We start from the raw sequence: 21,810 nt of genomic DNA on the forward strand, positions 1-21,810 counted from the left end.
TCGAGGCACCCGATGACCGAAAGACATCATGGCTATTGCACCCTCTGTCGCTCGCGTTGCGGGTCGATCACATTGATCGAAAACGGCCGGATGGTTGGGGTCGAACCGCGCCTTGATCATCCGACCGGAGGCGCTCTCTGCGCCAAGGGCCGCGCCGCACCGGAACTGGTGCACAGCCCAAAGCGCCTGACGAGACCATTGCGCAGGTTGGGGAGCAAGGAGGATGCGCCTCGATGGACGGAAATCAGCTGGGACGAGGCGCTGGCTGAAATCGCCGAGCGCCTCCTGTCGATCCGGACCGAGTCCGGAGCGGAGGCCGTTGCTTTCGCCATGACCACGTTCAGCGGCACTCCGATCGTCGATAGCTATGATTGGGTGGAGCGGTTCATTCGCTGTTTCGGCAGCCCCAACCTGGTTTACGCCGTCGAGGTTTGCGGCTGGCACAAGGATTATGCCCATGCACTGACGTTCGGGCGCGGTCTGGGCGTTCCCGAGTATGATCGGGCGGACGTCATCCTGCTTTGGGGCCACAATCCAGCCCGAACGTGGCTGACGCAGGCGGGCCGCGTCGCCGACGCGCGGCGCCGCGGAGCCAAGGTCGTCGTCATCGATCCCAAGCCCGATGGCTCCGGTCAGCAGGCTGATCTGTGGCTGCGGATGCGTCCCGGCGCGGACGGCGCGCTCGCCATGGGCGCCATCCGTCACCTGATCGAGACCCGCACTTATGATGACGAGTTCGTCCGAAACTGGACCAATGCCGCGCTCCTTGTCTACACCGACACCGGCCGCTTTGTCCGGGCAAGCGATATCGTGGAGGGCGCGCCCGACGATTGCTTCGTGGTCCTTGATCGCGGCGGCAGGCCGAGAGCCTACGATACGCAGCGCGCCCTGCCCTGCCCGACCGATGTCGAACTCGACGCGCAGACAACGTTGCGCACATTGGATGGGCGCGACGTTCGGGCTGTGACCGTCTTCAGCCTCCTCGCCGCACGGACCCGCGAATACTCCATCTCGCATGTCGCCACATTGACGTGGCTCGCTGAAGCCGACATCGGCGCGTTCTACGCACTGCTCGAAAATGCTCCTCGTCTCGCCTACTACACCTGGACCGGCGTCGGTCAGCACACCAACGCCACGATGACCGAGCGAGCTATCGCCAGTCTCTTCGCCCTGACCGGATCGTGCGATCGCGAAGGCGGCAACGTCTGGACTGTGCTGCCGCCGATGAACATCATCAACGACCTGTCCCTGTTGCCTCCGGGCCAGAAAGAAAAAGCGCTCGGCCTCAACGAGCTGCCGCTCGGGCCGCCCGCACGAGGCTGGATCACGGCTCGCGACTTCAGCCGCTCTGTTCTGAAAGGTGAGCCCTACCGCGTCCGGGCTTTAATGAGCTTTGGTACCAATCTGGCCGTGTCCCAGATCGACACCAGGCGGAATCTGGCCGCGTTGCGCGCTCTCGAATTTCATGTGCATGCCGATATGTTCATGAATCCGACGGCGGAGTGTGCCGATATCGTTCTCCCGGTCAGCATGCCTTGGGAGCGAGAAGCGCTCCGCATCGGATTCGAGATCACGCAGGAAGCCGTTGAGACCGTCCAGTTTCGTTCTCAAATGCTGCCCACGCTCGGCGAGTGCCGCGCTGACTACGACATCGTCATGGCCCTGGCCGTGCGCATGGGCATGGATGCTCAATTCTTCGATGGTGACATCGTCGCCGGTTGGAATCATCAGCTTGCGCCCTTGGGGGTCACGGTCGAGGATTTGCGCGGCGTGCCGAATGGCAGGCGCTTCCCTCAACCCTTCGGTTACCGCAAATTCTCCGCGACGGCGGACGGCGGCGTCAGAGGCTTCGCAACACCCACCCGGCGCGTCGAGCTGTACTCCGAACTACTCCTCGAGCACGGCCATGACGCGCTTCCCGACTTCGTCGAGCCGGAAGACAGTCCCGCCGCGACCGGAGGCCTGCCGCTGGTGCTGACAACCGCGAAGAGCGGCTGGTTCGTCCATACATCGCATCGTCATGTCGCCTCGCTTCGCCGCAAATCCCCCGATCCCATGGTCGAGATCAGTCCGGCGCTGGCCAACGCGCGAGGGCTTGCGAATGGAGACTGGGTACTCGTCACCACGCGCGCCGGCCACGTAACGCTCCGCGTCCGTACCAACACGGCGCTAGATGATCGAACGGTCGTTGCCGAGTTCGGCTGGTGGGAAGAGTGCGTGCCGCTGGGTCGCGAGAGCAGCACGGTCGATGGCCCCGCGACCGCAAATATCAATGCCATCCTGAGGGACGAGCAGCGCGACCCGATCAGTGGTTCCGTACCACTACGTGCCGTCACCTGCGACATCCTTCGGCACCCGTCCGCCAATCGGGGGCGCTGGTCGGGGCAGCGCCGATTCAAGGTCGTATCGGCAACACCTGAAGGAGCGGACGCCATGGCGCTGTCGCTTGCGCCATGCGACGATCTGGATCTTCCTGATTTTCTGCCGGGACAGCACGTCATCGCCCGGCTGCCGGATCACCCGCTGGCGCGCGCCTACTCCCTGACGGGAGCGGCACTTGCACCCGGCCACCTGTCGATTGCGGTTCGCTGCCATCCCGAGCGTTCGAAGGCCGGGCATGAGACGTCGCTTTCGTATGAGCTTCAGCACGTGCGCGTCGGCGACGAGATTTTGCTGGAGGCGCCATCCGGCGTCTTCACGCCTCCCGTCGCCAGCACGCGACCGGTGATCCTGGTCGCCGGCGGCATCGGCATAACGCCCTTCGTCGGCTATCTGGAGGCCGTGGCGCAGGCGCAGCCACGTTCGGCCCATTCAATCTATCTCCTTCATGGCTGTCGCAGCGGCGCCGAGCATCATCTTGCTGGCCGTCTGGACGAGCTCGCGCGCGAGATTGGAACACTGCGGCGGATCACCGCCTATTCCCAGCCGAGCCGCGACGACCATGTCCTCCGGCGTTTCGACCAAGAGGGCCGGCTTGACGTCTCCGTCATCGCAGACGCCATCCCTGCCCGGCCGCTGGCCTATATCTGCGGGTCGCCCAGCTTCATCACTTCGATGACCGAGGCGCTGGCGGCACTCGGTGTACCTCGCTTCGACATTTTCTCGGAAGCCTTCGTGTCACGGAACGAGGTACCGGCGCGACTGGAGCCGCAGACCGTGACGATCGCCGGCACCGGCCAGTCATTTGTATGGAAACCAGCCGCCGGTCCGCTGCTCGACGCCGCGCTGGCGGCAGGCCTCCCGCTTCCCAGCGGTTGCCGGGTCGGCCAGTGCGAAAGCTGCGCCGTGCGGGTGACAGAAGGACGCTTTGCGCATCTTGCCGAATTCGACGGCGAGCCGGATCGCTGCCTGACTTGCCAGGCGGTGCCGCTCTCCGCACTCACGATCGCCGTATGAGCATCCTCGCGGAGATTGGAACCGAGAAGGTCGCGATTGCTCGTGCCGCGAGCCGCAACTGCCAGGCACTGCTGCCTTCCGGCCGAGTTCTTTCATCGATCGGGAGCTGTCTCCGCTACGAGCCATTCCCGAAATACCGACAGCGGCGGATGCGACGCACGTTCGGACGGCCAGACAAGAAAGTATCGCTCCGGGCTTTCCATCGGCAGGTTGATCGCGCGGACCAGCTTGCGGCTCGCCAGTTCGTCCTGGATCAGGAAGGTAGGCAACAACGCGACGCCGACGCCAGCGATTGCGGCTTGAGCGACCGTCGCGAATTGGTCGAAAACCATCCCCTGGAAATTTCTTCCCGGCACCTCGTGGATCGAAAACCAGCGACCCCAGGCCTGAAGGCGGGTGGAGATGCTGAGCAGCGGGGCCTTCCTGAGATCGTTTGCAACACGGAAATCAAACTTCCGCTTCAGGCCGGGGCTGCATGCGGGAATGACTTGTTCGGACCGCAAGAGAACCATCTCCGCACCGGGCCACTCCGGCTGGCCGAAATGGATCGCAGCATCCAACGCTTCCGCGCGAAAATCGAAATAGGACAATCGCGTGGTGAGGTTGATCGTGATTCCCGGGTTCGCCGCCAGGAACGTGGGCAGGCGCGGCGCGAGCCAGCGCGTGCCGAATGTCGGCAGAATGGCAAGATTGAGCGTCCCCCCGCTCGGATTGGCGTGCAGATTGAAGGAGGCAGTGCTGATCTTGTGCAGCGCCTCGCGAACTTCGCGGGCATAGGCACCGCCGGCAGCGGTGAGGCGAATGGTTTGACGCTCACGGACGAAGAGTTCGACCTCGAGCTGCTCCTCCAAAACCTTGATCTGCCGGCTCACCGCGCTTTGGGTGAGAAGGAGCTCGCGCGCAGCAAGCGTCATGCTGCCAGTTCGGGCGGTGGCTTCGAACGCCGCCAACAGCGCAGTCGATGGAAGGAAGCGGCGGGGCGTCTGCATGGTCATTCCAATTCAGAATGATATTCCAAGAAAACATCGTTTGAACCGGCCTTGAATGCAAGACTAATGTCGAGGTTCATAACCAGAATGCATGAACAGCAAGCCGGACCGCGCCACATCCGAGGGGATGGTCGCACGGCAATGGAGACTCTGATGGCAGCGCCGCACATCGAGCCGGACGAGATCCGCACCTTGTTTTCCGGCGCCATGTCGGAAATGTACCGGGCCGAAGTGCCGCAATATGGGGCTTTGGTTGAGCTCGTCGATGACACCAATCGCGAGACGTTGCAGCGACACAGCGAGCTTCGCACGAGCCTCGAAAGAAACGACGAACTCGACAGATTGAATGTCGAGCGTCATGGCGCCATCCGTCTGGGAAGCGCGGAAGAACTGTTCAATATCCGTCGCGTCTTCGCCGTGATGGGAATGTACCCGGTTGGCTATTATGACTTGTCGGTCGCGGGCGTCCCCGTTCACGCGACGGCATTCCGGCCCATCGCGGACGAAGCGCTCCGTCGCAACCCCTTCCGTGTGTTTACCTCGCTGCTGCGCCTGGAACTGATCGAGGACGACGGGCTTCGCGCCGAGGCCGCGCAAATCCTGACCGCCCGGCGGATTCTCACGCCGCGGACCCTCGAACTGGTCGGCGTCTTCGAATCCGAAGGCGGCCTGATCCGTCCGCAGGCCACGGAGTTCGTGCGCGAGGCACTGGAAACCTTCCGATGGCATAGCGATGCCAAAGTGAGCCTCGACGTCTACCAGAAACTCCTTGATGCCCATCGTCTCATTGCCGACGTGGTGAGTTTCAGGGGCCCGCATATCAATCACCTGACGCCGCGGACGCTCGACATCGACGCGGTCCAGGCGGCAATGCCCAAGCGCGGCGTCACGCCGAAGGCCATCATCGAAGGCCCGCCACGCCGCAACTGCGCGATCCTGTTGCGCCAGACCAGTTTCAAGGCGCTCGACGAACCGATCAGGTTCGCGCAAGCGAACGGCGAGAGCGCAACCGGAACGCACACCGCGCGCTTTGGCGAGATCGAGCAGCGCGGCGTTGCTCTTACGCCGAAAGGCCGCGCACTCTATGACGAGTTACTCGGCTCGGTACGCCGTCACGTCGGGACCAACAGGGCCGGAACAGATGCCGGCGACTACGGTGCCGAACTTGCTGAACACTTCAGGGCGTTTCCGGATGATTGGGCCGAGCTCCGAGCTCAAGGCCTTGCCTTCTTCCGCTATTCGGCGACGCCGTCGGGCATCGAGGCGAGCAAGCACCGGGCGTTGCCGTCCACCGTGGACGGCTTGATCGCCGGAGGCTTCCTGCATACCGATCCGATCGTCTACGAGGATTTTCTCCCTGTCAGCGCCGCCGGGATATTCCAGTCGAATCTCGGCGCCGATCAGCAGCAGAATTACGCCGAGCGCTCCAACCGAGCCGCCTTCGAAGCCGCGCTCGGCGCCGAGGTTCGCGATGAGCTGGAGCTGTACGCCCAGGCGGAACGGACATCCCTGGACCAGGCCCTCGTCCGACTCGGGTCGCCGCATGTCGTGCGCAAGGCAATCGCCTGACGAAGCATATCAACACCCAACCGCTTGAGAACCCCGCCATGACCAACGACCGAACACACACCGTCAAATCCCTGGTGGGCGAAGTCGACGCGCTCCTGGAGAAACTTGGCGTCGAGCGGGGCCGCTACACCGGCGGCAGGCTTGCCGCTCGCTCACCGATCACAGGCGAGATCACCGCCCACGTGCACGAGATCGGTCCCGCGCAGGCGCGGGCTGCGATCGACGAAGCCCACGCCGCCTTCCTCGAATGGCGCCTGGTGCCTGCGCCGAAACGCGGCGAACTGGTCCGGCTTCTCGGCGAGGAACTGCGCACCAACAAGCAGGCCCTCGGCAGGCTGGTCTCGATCGAAGTCGGCAAGATCGCTTCAGAGGGCCTCGGCGAGGTCCAGGAGATGATCGACATCTGCGACTTTGCCGTGGGTTTGTCCCGCCAGCTCTACGGCCTGACGATTGCGACCGAGCGCAGCGAACACAGGATGATGGAGACGTGGCATCCGCTCGGCGTCACCGGAATCATCTCGGCGTTCAACTTCCCCGTCGCCGTCTGGTCCTGGAATGCGGCGCTGGCCCTGATCTGTGGCAACAGCATCGTCTGGAAACCTTCCGAGAAAACGCCACTAACCGCACTCGCCACGGAAGCGCTGTTCGGGCGCGCGCTCGAGCGCTTCAGGCAGGAGGGTGGCGCAGCGCCGGGCGGGCTCTCGGTCGTGCTGTTTGGCGGCCGCGAGATCGGCGAGATCCTGGTCGACCACGCCAAGGTTCCGCTGGTCTCGGCAACCGGTTCGACGGCGATGGGCAGGATTGTCGGACCGCGGCTCTCGGGACGCTTTGCTCGCGCGATCCTCGAGCTTGGCGGCAACAATGCAGCGATCGTCGCGCCCACTGCTGACCTCGACCTCACCTTGCGCGGCGTCGCGTTCGCCGCCATGGGCACGGCCGGGCAGCGATGCACCACCCTGCGCCGCCTCTTCGTGCACGAGAGCGTCTATGAGACCTTTGTGCCGCGCCTGAAGCGAGCCTACGAAAGCGTGACCGTCGGCAATCCGCTCCAGGACGGCAATTTGGTCGGCCCGCTGATCGATGCGGCGGCTTATGCGTCGATGCAGCGCGCGTTGAGCGAAGCACGGGCCGCAGGCGGCACAGTCTTCGGCGGCGACCGGGTCACCGTCTCCGGCGCCGACCAGGCCCACTACGTGCGCCCGGCGCTAGTCGAGATGGCGGGACAAGTCGGGCCGGTCGAACACGAGACCTTTGCGCCGATACTCTATGTCATCAAATATCGCAACTTCGACGCGATGCTCGAACTCCATAACTCCGTGCCGCAGGGCCTCTCCTCCTCGATCTTCACCAACGACCTGCGCGAGGCGGAGACGTTCCTGTCGGCGCGCGGCTCCGATTGCGGCATTGCCAACGTCAATCTCGGGCCGTCGGGCGCCGAAATCGGGGGCGCCTTCGGTGGTGAGAAGGAGACCGGCGGCGGGCGCGAGTCGGGGTCGGACGCGTGGAAGGCCTACATGCGGCGCGCTACGAACACCATCAATTTCGGCCGGACGTTGCCGCTCGCCCAGGGCGTCCAGTTCGACGTGGCCTAGAGAGAGAGCCCATGAACGCGCCCATTCAAGCCTCTTCGCTGTTCCGACCGGCGAAACGCCTCTCCGCGATCGGGGTTTCGGAGATCCTGAAGATCACCGGACTTGCCGCCGAGATGAAGCGCCAAGGGCAAGACATCATCATTCTTGGTGCCGGCGAGCCCGACTTCGACACGCCGGACCCGATCAAGGACGCCGCAGAGCGCGCCATGCGCACCGGCGCGACGAAATACACCGCGCTGGACGGCTCGCCCGAACTCAAGGCCGCCATCCGCGCCAAGTTCAAACGCGACAACGGCCTCGACTTCGCGCAGGACGAAATCACGGTCTCTGCCGGCGCCAAGCAGGTGCTTTTCAACGCCATGATGGCGACGATCAGCCCCGGCGACGAGGTGATCATCCCGACTCCCTTCTGGGTGACCTATGCAGACATCGTCCTGATCGCCGGCGGAAATCCCGTGCTCGTGCCGTGCTCGGAAGCCAACGGGTTCCGGCTCTCAGCCGAGGAGCTCGAACGCGCGATCACGCCCCGCACGCGATGGCTGATGCTGAACTCGCCTTCGAATCCCAGCGGCGCCGCCTATTCGCAGGCTGATTACCGGCCGATCCTCGATGTGCTTCACGGGCATCCGCATGTCTGGCTGATCGTGGACGACATGTACGAGCATATCGTCTACGACGATTTCCGCTTCGTCACGCCGGCAGCGATCGAACCGGCGCTCCGAGAGAGGACGTTGACCGTGAACGGCGTTTCGAAGGCCTACGCGATGACCGGCTGGCGAATCGGTTACGGCGGTGGACCAAACGCCCTGATCCGGGCCATGGCTGTCGTCCAGAGCCAATCGACCTCCTGCCCCTCCTCGATCAGCCAGGCCGCAGCTGTAGAGGCGCTGAACGGTTCGCAGGACTTCATCCGCGAGCGCTGTCGGTCGTTCCAGCAGCGGCGTGATCTTGTCGTCGAAGCATTGAACAGGATCGATGGCATCACATGCCGGGTACCAGAGGGCGCATTCTACACATTCGCCAGTTGCGCGGGCCTGATTGGCAAGAAGACACCCGACGGTCGATTGATCGACTGCGACACCGTCTTTGCGGAATATCTTCTGCACACGACAGGCGTTGCGGTCGTCCCCGGTTCGGCCTTTGGCCTCGCGCCATATTTCAGGATCTCCTACGCAACATCGATGGCCGAGCTGAACGAAGCTTGCCGGCGCATCGCTACCGCATCCGCTCAGCTTTCGTGAGACCATCACCATGCCCCTGGACCGCCCGCAAAAGCGGTCCCGGCTGGCGGCAATCCCGTGCACGCGCAGCTTCGCGTGGCGCGTGCTCCGAGCTACCACGGCACGTTCTTCAACTTCTGCACCGGAAAGTCGGAAAACACCCTGACCTTGGGTGCGAGACGCGCCCGAGCCGTCGGGGGTCTGAGTCGCCAGACCGCTGCCGCCTTTTCCTAACATCGCTCAAGTCTGCGACATCTCCACCGCTCGTCCGTCTCAACGGATCCGCCGGAGCATTTCGTAGAGCGCCAAGCTGATTTTCCGTCCCGCTATTCAATCCCTTCGACCGCCACCATGTGTCGTTCGGAGCTGTCGATCGTGTATTTGCGGGCCTCGGTATATTCGGGCGAATTGTAGCACTTGACCGCGACATCCAGGCTCGGAAAGCGGGCAACGACGCTTCTCTCGTAGTTTCCTCCCTCGAGGATGACCTGGGCTCCACCGCGCGCGAGAAACACGCCGCCATGCTTCTCGATCGCGGGCCCTGCGAGCGCCGCATACTTCGCATAAGTCTCCGGATCGGTCACGTGAACGCGCGAGCACCAATAGGCCGACATGGATCTTCCTTTACGTTTGGGAGGACGAGGCTTTGGAAACACCTGCGCTCCGGTGACGATCGAATCCGTTCAGGCGCTCCAGCACGGCGCAGAGCGAAGCGGTGTCGCGCGCCGCAAAGCCCAGCCCGTCACCCGCGCGATAGAGCTGCTCCGCGGCGGCGTACACCGGCAACGCGCATCCGAGTTCGGCGGCGAAGCCCGAAATGATGGAGAGATCCTTGAGATGGGTCCGGATGGTCGCGGTCGGGCTGTCGTAGTTGTCGTCCCGCATCAACGGCCCGCGCATCTGGAACATGCGCGACGTGGCCGCACTGTCCGCGAGCGTGTCGTAGACCAGGGCCGGATCGATCCCCGCCTTCATGCCAAGCAGCATCGCCTCGGCCGCAGCGGCGTTATGAATCGTCACGAGATGATTGGCGATATACTTCATGATGCTGCCGGTGCCGAACTCGCCGAGATGGACCTGCCGGCGCGACATGGCGGCGAACGCAGCCGCGCAGCGCGCGAAGGCCTGCTCGTCGCCGCTTCCGAGGAGCACCAGATCGCCGGTTGCCGCCTGCGCGCCGGTGCCGCTGACGGGGCAATCCAGCAGAAGCTTTCCTGCGCCTTCCATCGCGGCGAGCGCCGCACGCTTGGCGGAGAGCGGGAGCGTCGAACATTCGATGAGAATCTGTCCGGAGCCGCCCGCGCTGACGACACCCGCGACGGCCTCGGCCAGAGCACCCGCGCTCGGCAGCGACGCGAAGCTGATCGCCGCGACCTCCGCGACATGTTTCGGCGACGACAGCGCCCTGCCGCCCATATCGGAAAGACGATCCCGTGCCGCCGGCACGGGATCGTAGCCGACCACGGCAAAGCCGGCCTTGATCAGGTTCCGCGCCATAGCGGAACCCATGATCCCGATGCCGAATATGCCGATCGTTTCAGTCATGACGTCTCGTTTCTTGTTCTGAACGGTACGCGGAATCGCGCATGATCACGCCATTCCGGTCGCGCGCGGCTTCAGTTCTGCGCAGCCTTCTGCGCGTTGGCGAAGGGATAGACCAGGTCGCCGGACTTGTACTTCGGCGGGAAGATGATCACCTCCTTGCCGGGCTGGGTGAATTGCTGGATATCGTTGCCCTTGATGTTGCGGAACTGTACCGCAAACATGCGGGGCTCGACCCACTCGCCGTCGGGGCCGAAGGTGATATCGCCGACCACGGTCTGGAACGTATTGCTGTGGATGTAGCTGATCAGCTTCTGTTGATCGACCCCACCGGTCTTGGTCACCGCCTCGCCAAGGATCTGAAGCGCCGAGTAGACGAACGCGGGCACGTAGTACCCCAGAGCATCGACACCAACCTCCGCCGCCTTGGCCTGGTACTTCTTAAGCATCTCCTCGATGCCGGGAAACTTGACGGTCGGCTCCGGGATATACTGCTCGAAGCTGACGACGCCGTTGAGGGCCTCGCCGAGCTGCTGCTTGATCGCGGCATATTGGGTGCCGACCATGGCACCGCCGAACACCTTCGGCTCGAGGTTGATCTCATGCGCGGTCCGGATGATGCCGACCGTATCGGACGGATAGGACGCGACGAACACCAGGTCCGGCGACGTCGCCTGCAGGGCCTTCAGCACCGGCGTGAAATTCACCGTCGTCGGCGGATAGACCTTGTCGTAGACGACAGTCAGGCCCAGCCGCTTGGCCTGCGCACGCGCGCCTTCAAGCGCATTCTTGGCGAATTCCGCATCCGCGCCGACCAGCGCCACCGTGGTCGGCTTCGGGTCCATCGCAATCGCGTTCTCGAAGAAGCCGCGGGTCAGCGAGTCCTTGCCGTTCGGTCCATAGGGCTGGATCTGGAAATAGCCGGGGTATTTGAACTGCTCGTTGATGGCCAGCGCGAACATTCCCATGATCAGCCGCTTGTGCTGGATGATCGTGGGCATTGCCGGCGCGGTCTGGTTGGTATTGTTCGACAGCAGGAGATCGACCTTGTCGACGTCCAGGAGCTTCGAGTAGATGCCGGGCACGAGGCCGGGATTGCTCTGGTCGTCATAGGCCACGAGCTCGACCTGCCGGCCGATCAGACCGCCGGCCTTGTTGACCTCGTCGGCCCAGATCTGCGCGCCGAGGAGCGCCGCCTTGCCGTTGCCGGCGAGCGGGCCCGTCAATTGCATGCCGAATCCGATCTTGATCGGATCCGCCGCCCGCACCGCGTCGGTCGACCCATGCAGCGCGACAATCATAGTCGAGAGCGCCAGTGTGACGCCCCTCAAGCCGTTCAGCCGAAACATCCTCACGCCTTCCTCCCTTGTTTATTGCTTCTGGTTTTACGTTCCGAGGTAATGTTGCCGTATGAGATCGCTTTGCTGCATTTCTTCGGGGCTCTCGCCTCGGAACGCGATTTCCCCGTGGACAATCACATAACCCTTGTCGGCGATCCGCATCGCCTGCGTGAAATTCTGCTCTGCCATCAGCACGGTCAGGTGATAGCGTTCCTTGAGCTGCGCGATCATGTCGATGGTGCGGCTGACGAACAGTGGCGCGAGCCCGACCGAGGGCTCGTCGACGATCAGGATGCTCGGTGCCGACATCAGCGCCCGTCCCAGCGCCAGCATCTGCTGCTCGCCGCCGCTCATCGTGCCGGCGAGCTGCGCCCGGCGTTCCGCAAGTCGCGGGAACGCCTCATAGCAATAGGCCATGTTGTCCTTCAGCCGCGCCCGCGCGGTGGGACGGTAGGCGCCCAGCAGGAGATTCTCCTCGACCGTCAGGCGCGGAAACAGCCGACGGCCTTCCGGCACTAGCGCCACGCCGAGGTCGACGATCTCCTCGGTCTCCATGCCGATCAGGTCATGGTCCTTGCCGTCGATGGTCGCGACGATGCGTCCCGAGGTCGGCCGCACCACGCCCATAATGGTCTTGATCAGCGTGCTCTTGCCATTGCCATTGGTGCCGAGCAGCGTCACCGTCTCCCGCGGCGCAACGTTGAAGGACACGTTGTGGAGAACGCGGACCGATCCGTAGCCGGCATGGATATTGTCGATGCGAATGCTACTGGCCAAGATACGCCCCTATCACCCGTTCATCGGCGATCACGTCCTGCGGTGTCCCGTCGGCGATCTTCTCGCCGGCGACGAGCACCACGAGCCGCTCCGAGAACGCCATCACCGCGCGCATGATGTGCTCGATGAAGATCACGGCGACGCCGCGCTTGTTGAGCGCAAGCAGCAGCGCCAGGATCTCGTCCACCTCCGAGTGCGACAGGCCGGCTAGCGCCTCGTCCGACACCAGCAGCGTCGGATCGGTTGCCATGGCGCGCGCCAGCTCCAGCTTGCGCATCTCGACCTGCGTCAGGTCGCCGGGCAGACGATGCAGCTTGCCGCCGAGACTGAACTCGCCGAGCAATTCCATGCCGCGCGCCCGGATCTGCTGGTCGGTCAGGCGCGTGCCACCGCGCGCATTGACGGCGTATTCCAGCGGAATTCGCAGATTGTCGAGCAGCGTCAGGCTGTGAAACGGACGCGGCAACTGGAAACTGCGGCCCAGCCCGAGCCGCGCGCGCTGGTAGGACGACAAATTGTCAATCGTCCTTCCTGCAAACGAGATCGAGCCGCCGTCGGTCCGGAGCGCACCGCACAAGCAATTGGTCAACGTGCTCTTGCCCGAGCCATTGGGGCCGATCAGGCCGAGCCGCTCGCCTGGCCGCACCGCAAGATCGATATTATTCAGCGCCACGAATCCGCCGAAACGCTTGGTGATGCCCCGCGCATCGAGAATGACATCATTCGCCGCCACTGCGTTCGCCCCGATCGTCATTGGCTGCCCCGCTTCTCGGTCACGAGCATCGCGGCGAGCGGATTCGTCTCGGGATCCGCCTTCTTCCCGGCCATCGAGCGGATCAATCCCAGAATTCCATTCGGCGCGGCAATGACGAAAATCACGAGCAGGACGCCGACCACGAGCAGGTTGACCGAAGAAGAGATCAAAACCGTCATGGCCTGCTGCATCGTGCCGAGCAGGACCGCACCGATCACCGGCCCCAGCCAACTCGTGGTCCCCCCGACCAGCGGCATCGCGACGCTGTTCACGGTATAGGCGAGGCTGAAGGACGAGGTCGGCTCGACATAGGTCAGATAGAACGGGAGCGGCGCACCGGCCATTCCCATCAAGGCACCGCTGATGGCGGCGGCGACCAGCTTGAGCCTCAACACTGGAACGCCGGACGCGGCCGCCGCGGTTTCGTCGTCACGAATGGCGGCAAGGCCGAAGCCGAAGGTCGAACGCTCGATCACACGCGCCGTCACGACCGCGCCGACCGCAAGGACCGTCATGAGGAAGAAGAGATAGGCGACATAGTTGCCGAACACCGGGATCTCGCTCGGCCGCATGATGTAGATGCCGCGCGATCCGCCGACGTAATCCCAGTTGGTGATGAAGGTCTGGACGACGACGGAGAGCGCCAACGTCGCGATCGTGAAGTAGACACCGCGCAGGCGGATCGTCAGATAGCCCATGGCCAGACCGACGGCTCCGCACAGCACTCCCGCGATGAGAATGAGGACGGGAATCGGCAGGTCGAGCCATTTGTTCAGGGCGGCTGCGCTGTACAGGCCAATCGCCAGGAACGCCGTCGTGCCGAAATTGACGTATCCGACGTAGCCGCCAAGGATGTTCCAGGCGGTGGCGAGCACGACGTATTGCAGCACGAAGTAAGCCGCGAACACGTAATATTCGTTGGTCACAAACATGCTGCCGGCGACCAGCGCGATCCCGACCAGGCAGGCGAGAGCGATAAAGCGTCCGTTCGACATCAAGCTCTCCCGAACAGGCCGGCCGGCCTGACCACCAAAGCGATGAGCAGGAACCCGAATGCGATGGCCGGCGACCAAGACGGCCCGTAGAAGGTCGCCGTGATGCTCTCGGCCACGCCGACGATCACGGCCGCGATGAAGGTGCCAGGAAGCGAACCGATACCGCCGAGAACGCAGATCGCGAATATCCGACCGATGTAGTCGCGTCCCATGGACGGCTCGACCGGCTGGAGAATGATGAGAAAGGAGCCCGCCATCGCCGCGGTTGCGGTGGACAGGCCGAAGGCAATGCGCTTGATGCGAACGGGCGCGGCGCCCATGAGCTGAAGCGCGAACTTGTCCTGCGCCACCGCCATGACGGCGCGGCCGGTGAAGGTGCGCGTGAAGAACAGTTGCAGGCCGGCCAGGAGCAGAACGGACGCGAGGAACGGGATCAACATCCTGACCGGCAACGACACCGGCCCGATATTGTATGACGGCCCGATATAGGGCGCCTCGACCAGGCGATAGTCGACGCCGAAGATCAGCTGAAGGCCGACCTCGGTGATGAACAAGAGACCGAAGAAGAATGCGAGGCCGCGGATCAACTGCGTTCCACGGCGCTCGAACGCGATCTCGTAAGCGCTGTAGAGCAGCGTTCCTAGGAAGTAGAAAGGAACCGTGGCCAGTATGCCAATCAGGATCGGGTCCCAGCCGAACTGGGAATTGAGCACATAGGCGATGAACGATCCGAGGAGGATGAGCGCGGGATGCGCTATGTTGCTGATGCCGAGCATGCCGAACGCGATCGAGATGCCGACCGCCATGGCGGCGTAGAATCCGCCGACGAGCACGCCGGACACGATAGAATCGAGCAATAGTCCTGCGACCTGTCCCATCCGCTCCCGGCCTCCTCCTGTTCGCGCACGCAATGAACTTTGTTGTTCTTGTTTCGGCGGTGGCATGGAGGCGACTTTTCCGCCTCCATCGATAATTTCAGGGCATCAGCAGCGACGACCCTCGGGTTGATCCGGCCTCGAGATCGCGGTGGGCAGCCGGCGCCTCGGACAGAGCATAGCGGTGCCCGATCATCGGCTTGATCACGCCCTTGCCGACCAGATCGAACACGGCGGCCGCCGATGCGACCAGATCGTCGCGCGCGGCGATGTAGGTCGCAAGCGTCGGCCTTGTATAATAGAGAGAGCCGTTCTTCTGGAGCAATGCCGCCTCGAGCGGCGGCGGCGTACCGGTCGTGGCGCCGAAGGTGACGAAGAATCCGCGCGGGGCGAGCGAGGCGAGTGTCGCCTCGAAACTGTCCTTGCCGACGGAATCGTAGGCCACCGCGACGCCCTTGCCGCCGGTCAGCGCCTTCACCCGCTCGGGGATCCGTTCAGTCTTGCGATCGATCACGGCATCGTAGCCATGAGAGAGGGCGAGAGCCGCCTTGTCACCGCCACTGGTCACGCCGATCATGCGGGCACCGAGATGCTTGCCCCATTGGCCCGCAATCAGGCCGACGCCGCCAGAGGCGGCATAAAACAAGACCTGTTGACCCGGCTTGACCGGAACGCACCGGTTCAAGAGGTACTCCGCCGTCATGCCCTTCATCAACACCGCCGCCGCAGCATCGTCACTTACGGACTGCGGGACCGGCACGAGGCGTGCAGCCGGCATCAGCCGATGGGTTGCATAAGCGCCCGGCGCGGAGCCGCCATAGGCAACGCGGTCGCCGACCTTGAATTCGGTCACGCCCTCGCCGACCGCCTCTACGACCCCCGCGGCTTCTGCGCCCAGGCCCGCCGGCAAGTCCAGCGCATAAGAGCCGTCGCGGAAATAGACGTCGATGAAGTTCAGGCCGATCGCGGTCTGGCGCATCAGCACCTCGCCCTTGGCGGGCGCGGCCAGCTCGACCGTCTCGAGCTTCAGAACGTCCGGCCCGCCCTGCGAGGCCATGCGAATTGCCTTGGCTTTCGTACCCATATTCGAATTCCCGTGTCCCGATCCTGCGTGGTTACGACGCCAGCTTGATGCCGGCGTCCTGCGGGATCGCCAGCCGTACGCTGTCGGGGACCGGCAGAGGCGTATTGGCACTGTCGAGGAACTCGACCGTCGTGAACAACAGGTCTGTGCTGCCGATGTTCTCCACCGCGTGTACCATGTAATCTCCCGCGCCGAACGCCAGATGTCTGGTCTCGCCCTTGTAGTGCTCGACGTCGACGATGCGGCCGTCCTCGAAATAGCCACGCGCCTTGCCCGGATTGTGTGCCGTCCAGAAATAGGTCAGCACGTGGCGATGGAAGCCGCAGCGCTTGCCCGGCGGGATCAACAGGTGCCAGACGCGCACGCGGTCGGTCTCGGACACCAGCACGCTGCCGACGCAACCATTGTCGCGCCCTTCTTCGTATTCGCGCTGCAGCTCGACAGGCCAGTGTGCGCGTGGATTTGAGTCTGACATGAGCCGTCTCCTTCCAGATGTTTGCCGCTGCCGCGGCCCTTGATTCAGGCGGCGTCGCGGGCGCCGCCGATTTGGCCCAAGCGCTCCATCTCCCGCCTGAGCGAAGCCGTCTGCTCCGCCGACAGACCACGCAGCGGCGGCAGCATGCGCAGCCAGCCGGCATCGTTGCTGCGCCACGCATGCAACTGCTTGACGGCGGGGATGAGCGGGAATTTCTGGATGGTCTGGCGGAAATCGGTGAGTCTCGCCTGCAGGGCTTCGCGCTCGGCTCCGCTCGCGCGCAGCACGTCGCGAGCAAGTGCGACGGAAATGTTGGTCGATCCGGAGATGACCCCGGCGCAGCCGGCGGCAAGACCCGCGGTGAGCACGGCCTCGGTGCTGGGATAGACGTCGAAATCCTCGGGGCCTACATAGGATTTGGCGGAATCGAAATTGCCGGAGGAATCCTTGATGCCGGCGATGATGCGGCCGAACCTGTCCCGCAGCCGCGCCACGAGCGCGTGCGAGATCGGCACCATCGTCACCTGCGGGATGTGATAGAGATAGAGGTGAAGGCCGTTGTGGCCGATCGCTTCGATGATCCGCGAATAATAGTCGTAGAGCCCCTCGTCGGAGGGATCCTTGGTGTAGTACGGCGGCAGGACCAGGAGATTGCAGTAACCTGCGGCCAGCGACGCCTTGCCGATGGCGATAGCGTCGCCGGGTGATGGCGAACCTGCCCCGAGAATGACCGCATCCGGCGCAATGCCGGCCGCGGCCAGGGCTTCAGGCACGCGCTGGCGAAACAGGAACGGCAGCGCCGCCGCCTCGCCGGTGGTGCCAAGCGGCGCGACGCCATCGCAACCGGCTGAGATCAGCTCGCGGCAATAGTTGACGAGACCTTTGAGATCCGGCTCGCCATCCGGCCCGATTGGCGTAATGGCCGCCGCGTATACTCCCTTTTTGGCCTTGCTCATCACGCCACTTCCTTCTTCGTCCGGGTCACCGCGCCGCGGGTCTTGACGACGACCTTGATAGCGTCGTCGACGCGGTTGCGCGCGTAGTGCAGCGCCATCGGCAGGTCCGCGAGCGGGAATGTGTGGGTATGGATGAGCGTGGCATCGAAGCGCTTGGCTGCCATCAGGGCCATGGCGCGATGGGTTGCGCTCTTGCCTTCGCCGCGAATGCCGTAGACGTAGACGTTGTTCTTCACCAGCGCGCCGATGTCGGCGAGCACAGGCTCGTGCGGGAAGGCGGCGAGGCAGATCTTTCCGCCCCGATTGACCATCTTTGCGGCCTCGTTGATCGCCGTATCGGTGCCGGCACATTCGACGACATAGTCGGCGCCACGGCCCGTCATTTCTCTCACGACATCGACGAGATCCTCGTTGCGCACATTGACGACACGATCGGCTCCGAGCTTGGTGCCGATGGCGAGGCGGGCATCGCGGGTGCCCGACAGGATCACCGGACTGGCGCCGAGCGCCTTGGCAACCGCCACGGCGAGGAGGCCGATCGGGCCCGGACCGGTGACGACCACGCTTTCGCCCGCAACGAGACCGCCGAGCTCCGTGAGGCCGTACATCGACGTGCCGGCGGTGACGACCAGCGTCGCTTCTTCGTCGCTCATGTCATGGGGCACGCGCGACAGCGTGTTGATGTTGTTGACGGCATATTCGGCGAAGCCGCCGTCGGTCGTGAAACCGTTCGCCCGGTGGCCCTTGTCCGCCTTGCCGTAGTTCAGACCGTAGTTGTGGCAGGACGTGTACATGCCCTGCCGGCACCGCTTGCACTGGCCGCAGCCGGCATGGATCTCGACCGTGACGCGCTCGCCGATCTTGTATTCATCGACACCCGGGCCGAGTGCGGCGACCGTGCCCATATATTCGTGGCCGGGCGTGAAGTTCTTGTTGAAGGGTGGACCGCCCTGGATCAACGCCGGCGTTCCATGCTCGATGATTTCCAGATCGGTGGCGCAGATTGCCACCGCATCGATACGAACGAGCACCTCCGCCCGCTTCGGCGTCGGCAGAGGTTTTTCGGTCAGGCGAAGCTGGCCGGGGTCGCCCAATACCCAAGCCTGCATTGTATCGGGAATGGGCATGTCGGGTGACGTGTGAACGCCAGCGGCCTCGAACATCGCAACGATCCTCACCTATTGGTCAACCAATTTCTCATTTGGCTGCTTAATTGGTTGGAGCCTCGTCTTCCTTCCTCCTTCAGTCAAGAACTATTTTTTCGCATTTCCGCTTTGGTCTTTGACTTGTGAACGGAGGCGCATCGAGATACAGATTGGTTGAAATTGGTTGCAAAGGGATTTAACCGGTGTTCGACTTATTGACTCGGCTTGCTGAGGGTGGCCCCGGCACGCGCCTTCCTCCCGAGCGGCAACTCGCGGCCCAGTTCGGCGTCTCGCGCAACGAGATCCGCAAGGCGCTCGCGCGGCTGGAATTGGATGGCCGCCTCTCGCGCGAGGTCGGCCGTGGCACGTTCATCCGCGCGCCTGCGGAAACCGTGACCTCCAATCTCGACGCACTGCGCGACAGCACCAGCCCGCGCAATGCGATGGAGGCCCGGCTCGTACTCGAGCCCGAGCTCGCAAGTCTCGCCGCGGTCAACGCCACCTTCAAGCAGATCGAGGGCATGCGCGTGCTGGCACGGCAGATGCGCGAGGCCGAGACGTGGAAAGACTACGAGACTCTGGACGGGCGGCTGCATCGCCTGATCGCGGAAGCGACCGGCAATCCCCTTCTGTCGGAAATCCATCGCACCGTCGACGACGTGAGGCGCGCCGTGGTCTGGCGATGGCTGGATACACGACCAGCGCGTCCCCCGCGGGACTATTCGTCCTTTGCCGAGCATGACGCCCTCATCGATGCGATCGAAGAGCGCGATCGTATCCGGGCGATGGAGGCGATGCGGCGGCATTTGAGGACCACCGTCGACAAGCTGATGGGGACCTAGGCTTGAGCTCGCCGGACGACAACTGACAACGATCGGTGATCCACCCGACGAACTGAAAAAGGTGCCGGCCATGAAACTGGGCTTCTTCACGATGCCGATCCATCCGCTGGACAAGGACTGGCGGCTGTCGTTGCAGGAGGATCGCGAAGCGTTCCTGCTGGCCGATGAGCTGGGTTTCAGCGAGGCCTATGTCGGCGAGCACGTCACCGACCGGGCCGAGAACATCACCTCCTGCGTCGCCTTTCTCGCCTGGATCGCCGCGGCCACGAAGCAGATCAAGCTCGGCACCGGCACCGTCAACATGCCGAACGTCCATCCGGCGACGGTTGCCGCCACCATCGCGATGCTGGACCACATGCTCGACGGACGGCTGATCTTCGGCATCAGCCCGGGCGGCCTGCTCTCCGACGCGGAGCTGTTCGGCACGCTGGAACGCGATCGCAACGCGATGTTCCTCGAAGCAATCAATCAGGTGCTGCAGATCTGGACGAGCGAGCCGCCCTACAACATCGAGGGCAAGTTCTGGAACATCACGACGCAGAAGACGCTGATGGCTGATATCGGCCAGGGCACCATCGCCCGGCCGTTGCAGCAGCCGCATCCGCCGATCGTCGTCACCGCCGTCGCGCCGTTTTCGAAGGGCGTCACCGAGGCCGCCGCGCGTGGCTGGGATCCGATCTCCGCCAACTTCCTGATGCCGATGTGGGTGAAGAGCCACTGGCCGAAATATGTCGAGGGCTGCGAGCGCGTCGGCAGGATCGTCGATCACAACAACTGGCGCGTGGCCAAGAGCGTGTTCGTCGCGAAGGACATGGTGACCGCAAAGGCCTATGCCACCGACCCGGACAGCCCCTACGTCTACTACTACCGCTCACTATTCACGAAGCTGAAGCGCAATGGCCGCATCGAGCTGTTCAAGACACGGCGCGACCAGCCGGACGACGAGGTCACGCTCGAAGACGTCTGCAATAAGCTGATCATCTGGGGGACGCCCGACAGTGTCACCGACCAGATCCTGGCGTTTCAAGAGGAGGTCGGGCAGTTTGGCACCCTGCTCTACGCCGGCAAGGACTGGGCGGACCGCGATCTCGCACGTCGCTCGATGATCTTGATGGCTGAGCAAGTGATGCCGCGTGTCGCCGCAGGCACAAAATAGTTTCGGCCCCTCAACTGGACAGGAGGCTCGTGATGGCCCTCACCGACCGCATTCCCTATCAAGCTCTCATCGACCGACCGAAGCTGACGCTGCCGAACGGCAAGCGCCTCGCGGTGTGGGTGATCCTCAATGTCGAGGAGTGGCGGATCGAGAACGCGATGCCACGCGTCGTGCTGAGCCCGCCGATGGGGCAGCCGCTGCTGCCCGACGTGCCGAACTGGTCATGGCACGAATACGGAATGCGCGCGGGCTTCTGGCGGCAGTTCAAGGCACTGACAGACCGCAATATCCCGGTCACGCTGGCTGCGAATGCCGATGTCTGCAACGCCTATCCGCGCGTCGCCTCGGCGGCCCGAGAGGCCGGCTTCGAGTTCATGGGGCACGGTTTCATACAAGGACCGATGCACAAGCTCACCGACCAGGCCGATGCGATCAAGCGTTCGGTCGAGACCATCGCAAAATTCACCGGACGCGCGCCGCGCTCGTGGGAGTCTCCGGGGCTGACCGAGACCGAGGAGACGCTGGACCTGCTGCGCCTCAACGGCATCGAGTATGTCGCGGACTGGGTGATCGACGATCTTCCGCAGGACGTTCCTACGCCCTACGGCACCATCACGACAATTCCCTATTCGGTCGAGACCAACGACATCGTCGTCCATGCGCTCCAGCACCTTCCATCGGATCAGTTCTTAAAGCGTTGCGTCGATCAGTTCGACCGGCTCTATCTCGAGGGTGCCGACAATGCACGCGTGATGGCGATCTCGATCCATCCCTACATCACCGGTGTACCTCACCGGATCAGGTATCTGGAAGAGCTGTTCGACTACGTCGTCGGGCACGACGGCGTTGCCTTGATGACGGCAAGTGAAATCGGCGACTGGTATCGCGCAGAGATGGGCAATACCCGAGCTTCTCCAGGAAATTGAGGCGTGGACGCATAACGTGCGGCCAGCCATAGCCGTAAAGATGCGAGTCGGACGAACCGAGACATGCCCCACCAATCCTTATGGGATAGGTGGGTCTTCTCTGTCTCAAAGCCCGACAAACCCGTGTAAGAAGAAGGGTAATTCCGGACCAGAAGCCGGAACTCAATGAAGGACTCG

Annotated in this window: 19 protein-coding genes; 7 read left to right on the forward strand and 12 right to left on the reverse strand. The window is 63.6% G+C overall.

Annotation, left to right across the window (positions count from 1 at the left end):
• Window positions 1-12: 12 nt before the first annotated feature.
• Complete coding sequence (locus AC1RR3_RS07865) at window positions 13-3,396, forward strand: molybdopterin-dependent oxidoreductase (RefSeq protein WP_492821061.1); 3,384 nt, start codon at window positions 13-15, stop codon at window positions 3,394-3,396.
• Window positions 3,397-3,488: 92 nt separating this feature from the next.
• On the opposite strand, the gene AC1RR3_RS07870 is transcribed toward AC1RR3_RS07865, so the two are convergent.
• On the reverse strand, window positions 3,489-4,391 hold the full coding sequence (locus tag AC1RR3_RS07870; RefSeq protein ID WP_492821063.1) for a LysR substrate-binding domain-containing protein: 903 nt from the start codon (window positions 4,389-4,391) through the stop codon (window positions 3,489-3,491).
• A gap of 147 nt (window positions 4,392-4,538) precedes the next feature.
• Between AC1RR3_RS07870 and hglS the strand changes: the two genes are divergently transcribed.
• Genes hglS through AC1RR3_RS07885 form a run of 3 tightly spaced genes read left to right on the forward strand, consistent with a single transcriptional unit; the run spans window position 4,539 to window position 8,787 of the window.
• Window positions 4,539-5,954, forward strand: coding sequence for a 2-oxoadipate dioxygenase/decarboxylase HglS (gene hglS / locus AC1RR3_RS07875; protein WP_492821065.1), 1,416 nt, complete (start codon window positions 4,539-4,541; stop codon window positions 5,952-5,954).
• Window positions 5,955-5,992: 38 nt separating this feature from the next.
• The gene (gene amaB / locus AC1RR3_RS07880; RefSeq protein WP_492821067.1) at window positions 5,993-7,546 is read left to right on the forward strand and encodes an L-piperidine-6-carboxylate dehydrogenase; all 1,554 of its coding nucleotides are present in this window, start codon (window positions 5,993-5,995) and stop codon (window positions 7,544-7,546) included.
• A gap of 11 nt (window positions 7,547-7,557) precedes the next feature.
• Window positions 7,558-8,787: a pyridoxal phosphate-dependent aminotransferase gene (locus tag AC1RR3_RS07885; protein WP_492821069.1), complete on the forward strand. Its 1,230-nt coding sequence runs from the start codon at window positions 7,558-7,560 to the stop codon at window positions 8,785-8,787.
• A gap of 305 nt (window positions 8,788-9,092) precedes the next feature.
• Here AC1RR3_RS07885 and AC1RR3_RS07890 read toward each other — a convergent pair whose 3' ends face one another.
• The 11 genes from AC1RR3_RS07890 to AC1RR3_RS07940 form a co-directional block, all read right to left on the reverse strand.
• Window positions 9,093-9,380, reverse strand: coding sequence for a DUF1330 domain-containing protein (locus AC1RR3_RS07890; RefSeq protein WP_492821071.1), 288 nt, complete (start codon window positions 9,378-9,380; stop codon window positions 9,093-9,095).
• A 10-nt stretch (window positions 9,381-9,390) separates the two neighbouring features.
• Entirely contained in the window at window positions 9,391-10,311 is a 921-nt protein-coding gene (locus AC1RR3_RS07895; RefSeq protein WP_492821073.1) for an NAD(P)-dependent oxidoreductase, read from the reverse strand.
• A 71-nt stretch (window positions 10,312-10,382) separates the two neighbouring features.
• Entirely contained in the window at window positions 10,383-11,657 is a 1,275-nt protein-coding gene (locus AC1RR3_RS07900) for an amino acid ABC transporter substrate-binding protein (protein ID WP_492821075.1), read from the reverse strand.
• Between the two features lie 36 nt (window positions 11,658-11,693).
• Complete coding sequence (locus AC1RR3_RS07905) at window positions 11,694-12,425, reverse strand: ABC transporter ATP-binding protein (RefSeq protein ID WP_492821077.1); 732 nt, start codon at window positions 12,423-12,425, stop codon at window positions 11,694-11,696.
• Window positions 12,415-13,179 (reverse strand): ABC transporter ATP-binding protein, encoded by a 765-nt coding sequence (locus AC1RR3_RS07910; protein ID WP_492821079.1) that lies wholly within the window; start codon window positions 13,177-13,179, stop codon window positions 12,415-12,417. Before AC1RR3_RS07910 ends, AC1RR3_RS07905 begins: the two co-directional genes overlap by 11 nt.
• Window positions 13,176-14,174 carry a branched-chain amino acid ABC transporter permease gene (locus tag AC1RR3_RS07915; RefSeq protein ID WP_492821081.1) on the reverse strand — a complete coding sequence of 333 codons (999 nt, stop codon included), beginning with the start codon at window positions 14,172-14,174 and terminating at the stop codon, window positions 13,176-13,178. The genes AC1RR3_RS07910 and AC1RR3_RS07915 overlap by 4 nt, the downstream gene beginning before the upstream one ends.
• Window positions 14,174-15,052, reverse strand: coding sequence for a branched-chain amino acid ABC transporter permease (locus AC1RR3_RS07920; RefSeq protein WP_492821083.1), 879 nt, complete (start codon window positions 15,050-15,052; stop codon window positions 14,174-14,176). Before AC1RR3_RS07920 ends, AC1RR3_RS07915 begins: the two co-directional genes overlap by 1 nt.
• Window positions 15,053-15,149: 97 nt before the next feature.
• Window positions 15,150-16,133: a quinone oxidoreductase family protein gene (locus tag AC1RR3_RS07925; RefSeq protein ID WP_492821085.1), complete on the reverse strand. Its 984-nt coding sequence runs from the start codon at window positions 16,131-16,133 to the stop codon at window positions 15,150-15,152.
• Window positions 16,134-16,164: 31 nt separating this feature from the next.
• Window positions 16,165-16,608 (reverse strand): cupin domain-containing protein, encoded by a 444-nt coding sequence (locus AC1RR3_RS07930; protein ID WP_492821087.1) that lies wholly within the window; start codon window positions 16,606-16,608, stop codon window positions 16,165-16,167.
• Window positions 16,609-16,652: 44 nt separating this feature from the next.
• A complete protein-coding gene (locus AC1RR3_RS07935; protein WP_492821089.1) occupies window positions 16,653-17,564 on the reverse strand; it encodes a dihydrodipicolinate synthase family protein in 912 nt (303 codons plus the stop codon).
• Window positions 17,564-18,727, reverse strand: coding sequence for a zinc-dependent alcohol dehydrogenase (locus tag AC1RR3_RS07940; protein WP_492821091.1), 1,164 nt, complete (start codon window positions 18,725-18,727; stop codon window positions 17,564-17,566). The genes AC1RR3_RS07935 and AC1RR3_RS07940 overlap by 1 nt, the downstream gene beginning before the upstream one ends.
• 185 nt (window positions 18,728-18,912) lie before the next feature.
• Between AC1RR3_RS07940 and AC1RR3_RS07945 the strand changes: the two genes are divergently transcribed.
• The 3 genes from AC1RR3_RS07945 (at window position 18,913) to AC1RR3_RS07955 (ending at window position 21,633) form a co-directional block, all read left to right on the forward strand.
• A complete protein-coding gene (locus AC1RR3_RS07945) occupies window positions 18,913-19,551 on the forward strand; it encodes a FadR/GntR family transcriptional regulator (RefSeq protein WP_492821093.1) in 639 nt (212 codons plus the stop codon).
• Window positions 19,552-19,621: 70 nt separating this feature from the next.
• The gene (locus AC1RR3_RS07950) at window positions 19,622-20,707 is read left to right on the forward strand and encodes an LLM class flavin-dependent oxidoreductase (RefSeq protein ID WP_492821095.1); all 1,086 of its coding nucleotides are present in this window, start codon (window positions 19,622-19,624) and stop codon (window positions 20,705-20,707) included.
• 32 nt (window positions 20,708-20,739) lie between these two features.
• On the forward strand, window positions 20,740-21,633 hold the full coding sequence (locus AC1RR3_RS07955) for a polysaccharide deacetylase family protein (protein ID WP_492821097.1): 894 nt from the start codon (window positions 20,740-20,742) through the stop codon (window positions 21,631-21,633).
• Window positions 21,634-21,810 lie beyond the last annotated feature (177 nt).

This window comes from Bradyrhizobium sp. GW821-FHT13H05, from assembly GCF_058804065.1.

Coding starts and splice junctions, on each gene's coding strand:
- AC1RR3_RS07910 (WP_492821079.1), bottom strand. CDS start 13,179: ATGACGATCGGGGCGAACGCAGTGGCGGCGAATGATGTCATTCTCGAT.
- AC1RR3_RS07955 (WP_492821097.1), top strand. CDS start 20,740: ATGGCCCTCACCGACCGCATTCCCTATCAAGCTCTCATCGACCGACCG.
- AC1RR3_RS07920 (WP_492821083.1), bottom strand. CDS start 15,052: ATGGGACAGGTCGCAGGACTATTGCTCGATTCTATCGTGTCCGGCGTG.
- AC1RR3_RS07915 (WP_492821081.1), bottom strand. CDS start 14,174: ATGTCGAACGGACGCTTTATCGCTCTCGCCTGCCTGGTCGGGATCGCG.
- AC1RR3_RS07900 (WP_492821075.1), bottom strand. CDS start 11,657: ATGTTTCGGCTGAACGGCTTGAGGGGCGTCACACTGGCGCTCTCGACT.
- AC1RR3_RS07885 (WP_492821069.1), top strand. CDS start 7,558: ATGAACGCGCCCATTCAAGCCTCTTCGCTGTTCCGACCGGCGAAACGC.
- AC1RR3_RS07870 (WP_492821063.1), bottom strand. CDS start 4,391: ATGACCATGCAGACGCCCCGCCGCTTCCTTCCATCGACTGCGCTGTTG.
- AC1RR3_RS07950 (WP_492821095.1), top strand. CDS start 19,622: ATGAAACTGGGCTTCTTCACGATGCCGATCCATCCGCTGGACAAGGAC.
- AC1RR3_RS07940 (WP_492821091.1), bottom strand. CDS start 18,727: ATGTTCGAGGCCGCTGGCGTTCACACGTCACCCGACATGCCCATTCCC.
- AC1RR3_RS07935 (WP_492821089.1), bottom strand. CDS start 17,564: ATGAGCAAGGCCAAAAAGGGAGTATACGCGGCGGCCATTACGCCAATC.
- AC1RR3_RS07890 (WP_492821071.1), bottom strand. CDS start 9,380: ATGTCGGCCTATTGGTGCTCGCGCGTTCACGTGACCGATCCGGAGACT.
- AC1RR3_RS07925 (WP_492821085.1), bottom strand. CDS start 16,133: ATGGGTACGAAAGCCAAGGCAATTCGCATGGCCTCGCAGGGCGGGCCG.
- AC1RR3_RS07895 (WP_492821073.1), bottom strand. CDS start 10,311: ATGACTGAAACGATCGGCATATTCGGCATCGGGATCATGGGTTCCGCT.
- AC1RR3_RS07930 (WP_492821087.1), bottom strand. CDS start 16,608: ATGTCAGACTCAAATCCACGCGCACACTGGCCTGTCGAGCTGCAGCGC.
- hglS (WP_492821065.1), top strand. CDS start 4,539: ATGGCAGCGCCGCACATCGAGCCGGACGAGATCCGCACCTTGTTTTCC.
- AC1RR3_RS07865 (WP_492821061.1), top strand. CDS start 13: ATGACCGAAAGACATCATGGCTATTGCACCCTCTGTCGCTCGCGTTGC.
- amaB (WP_492821067.1), top strand. CDS start 5,993: ATGACCAACGACCGAACACACACCGTCAAATCCCTGGTGGGCGAAGTC.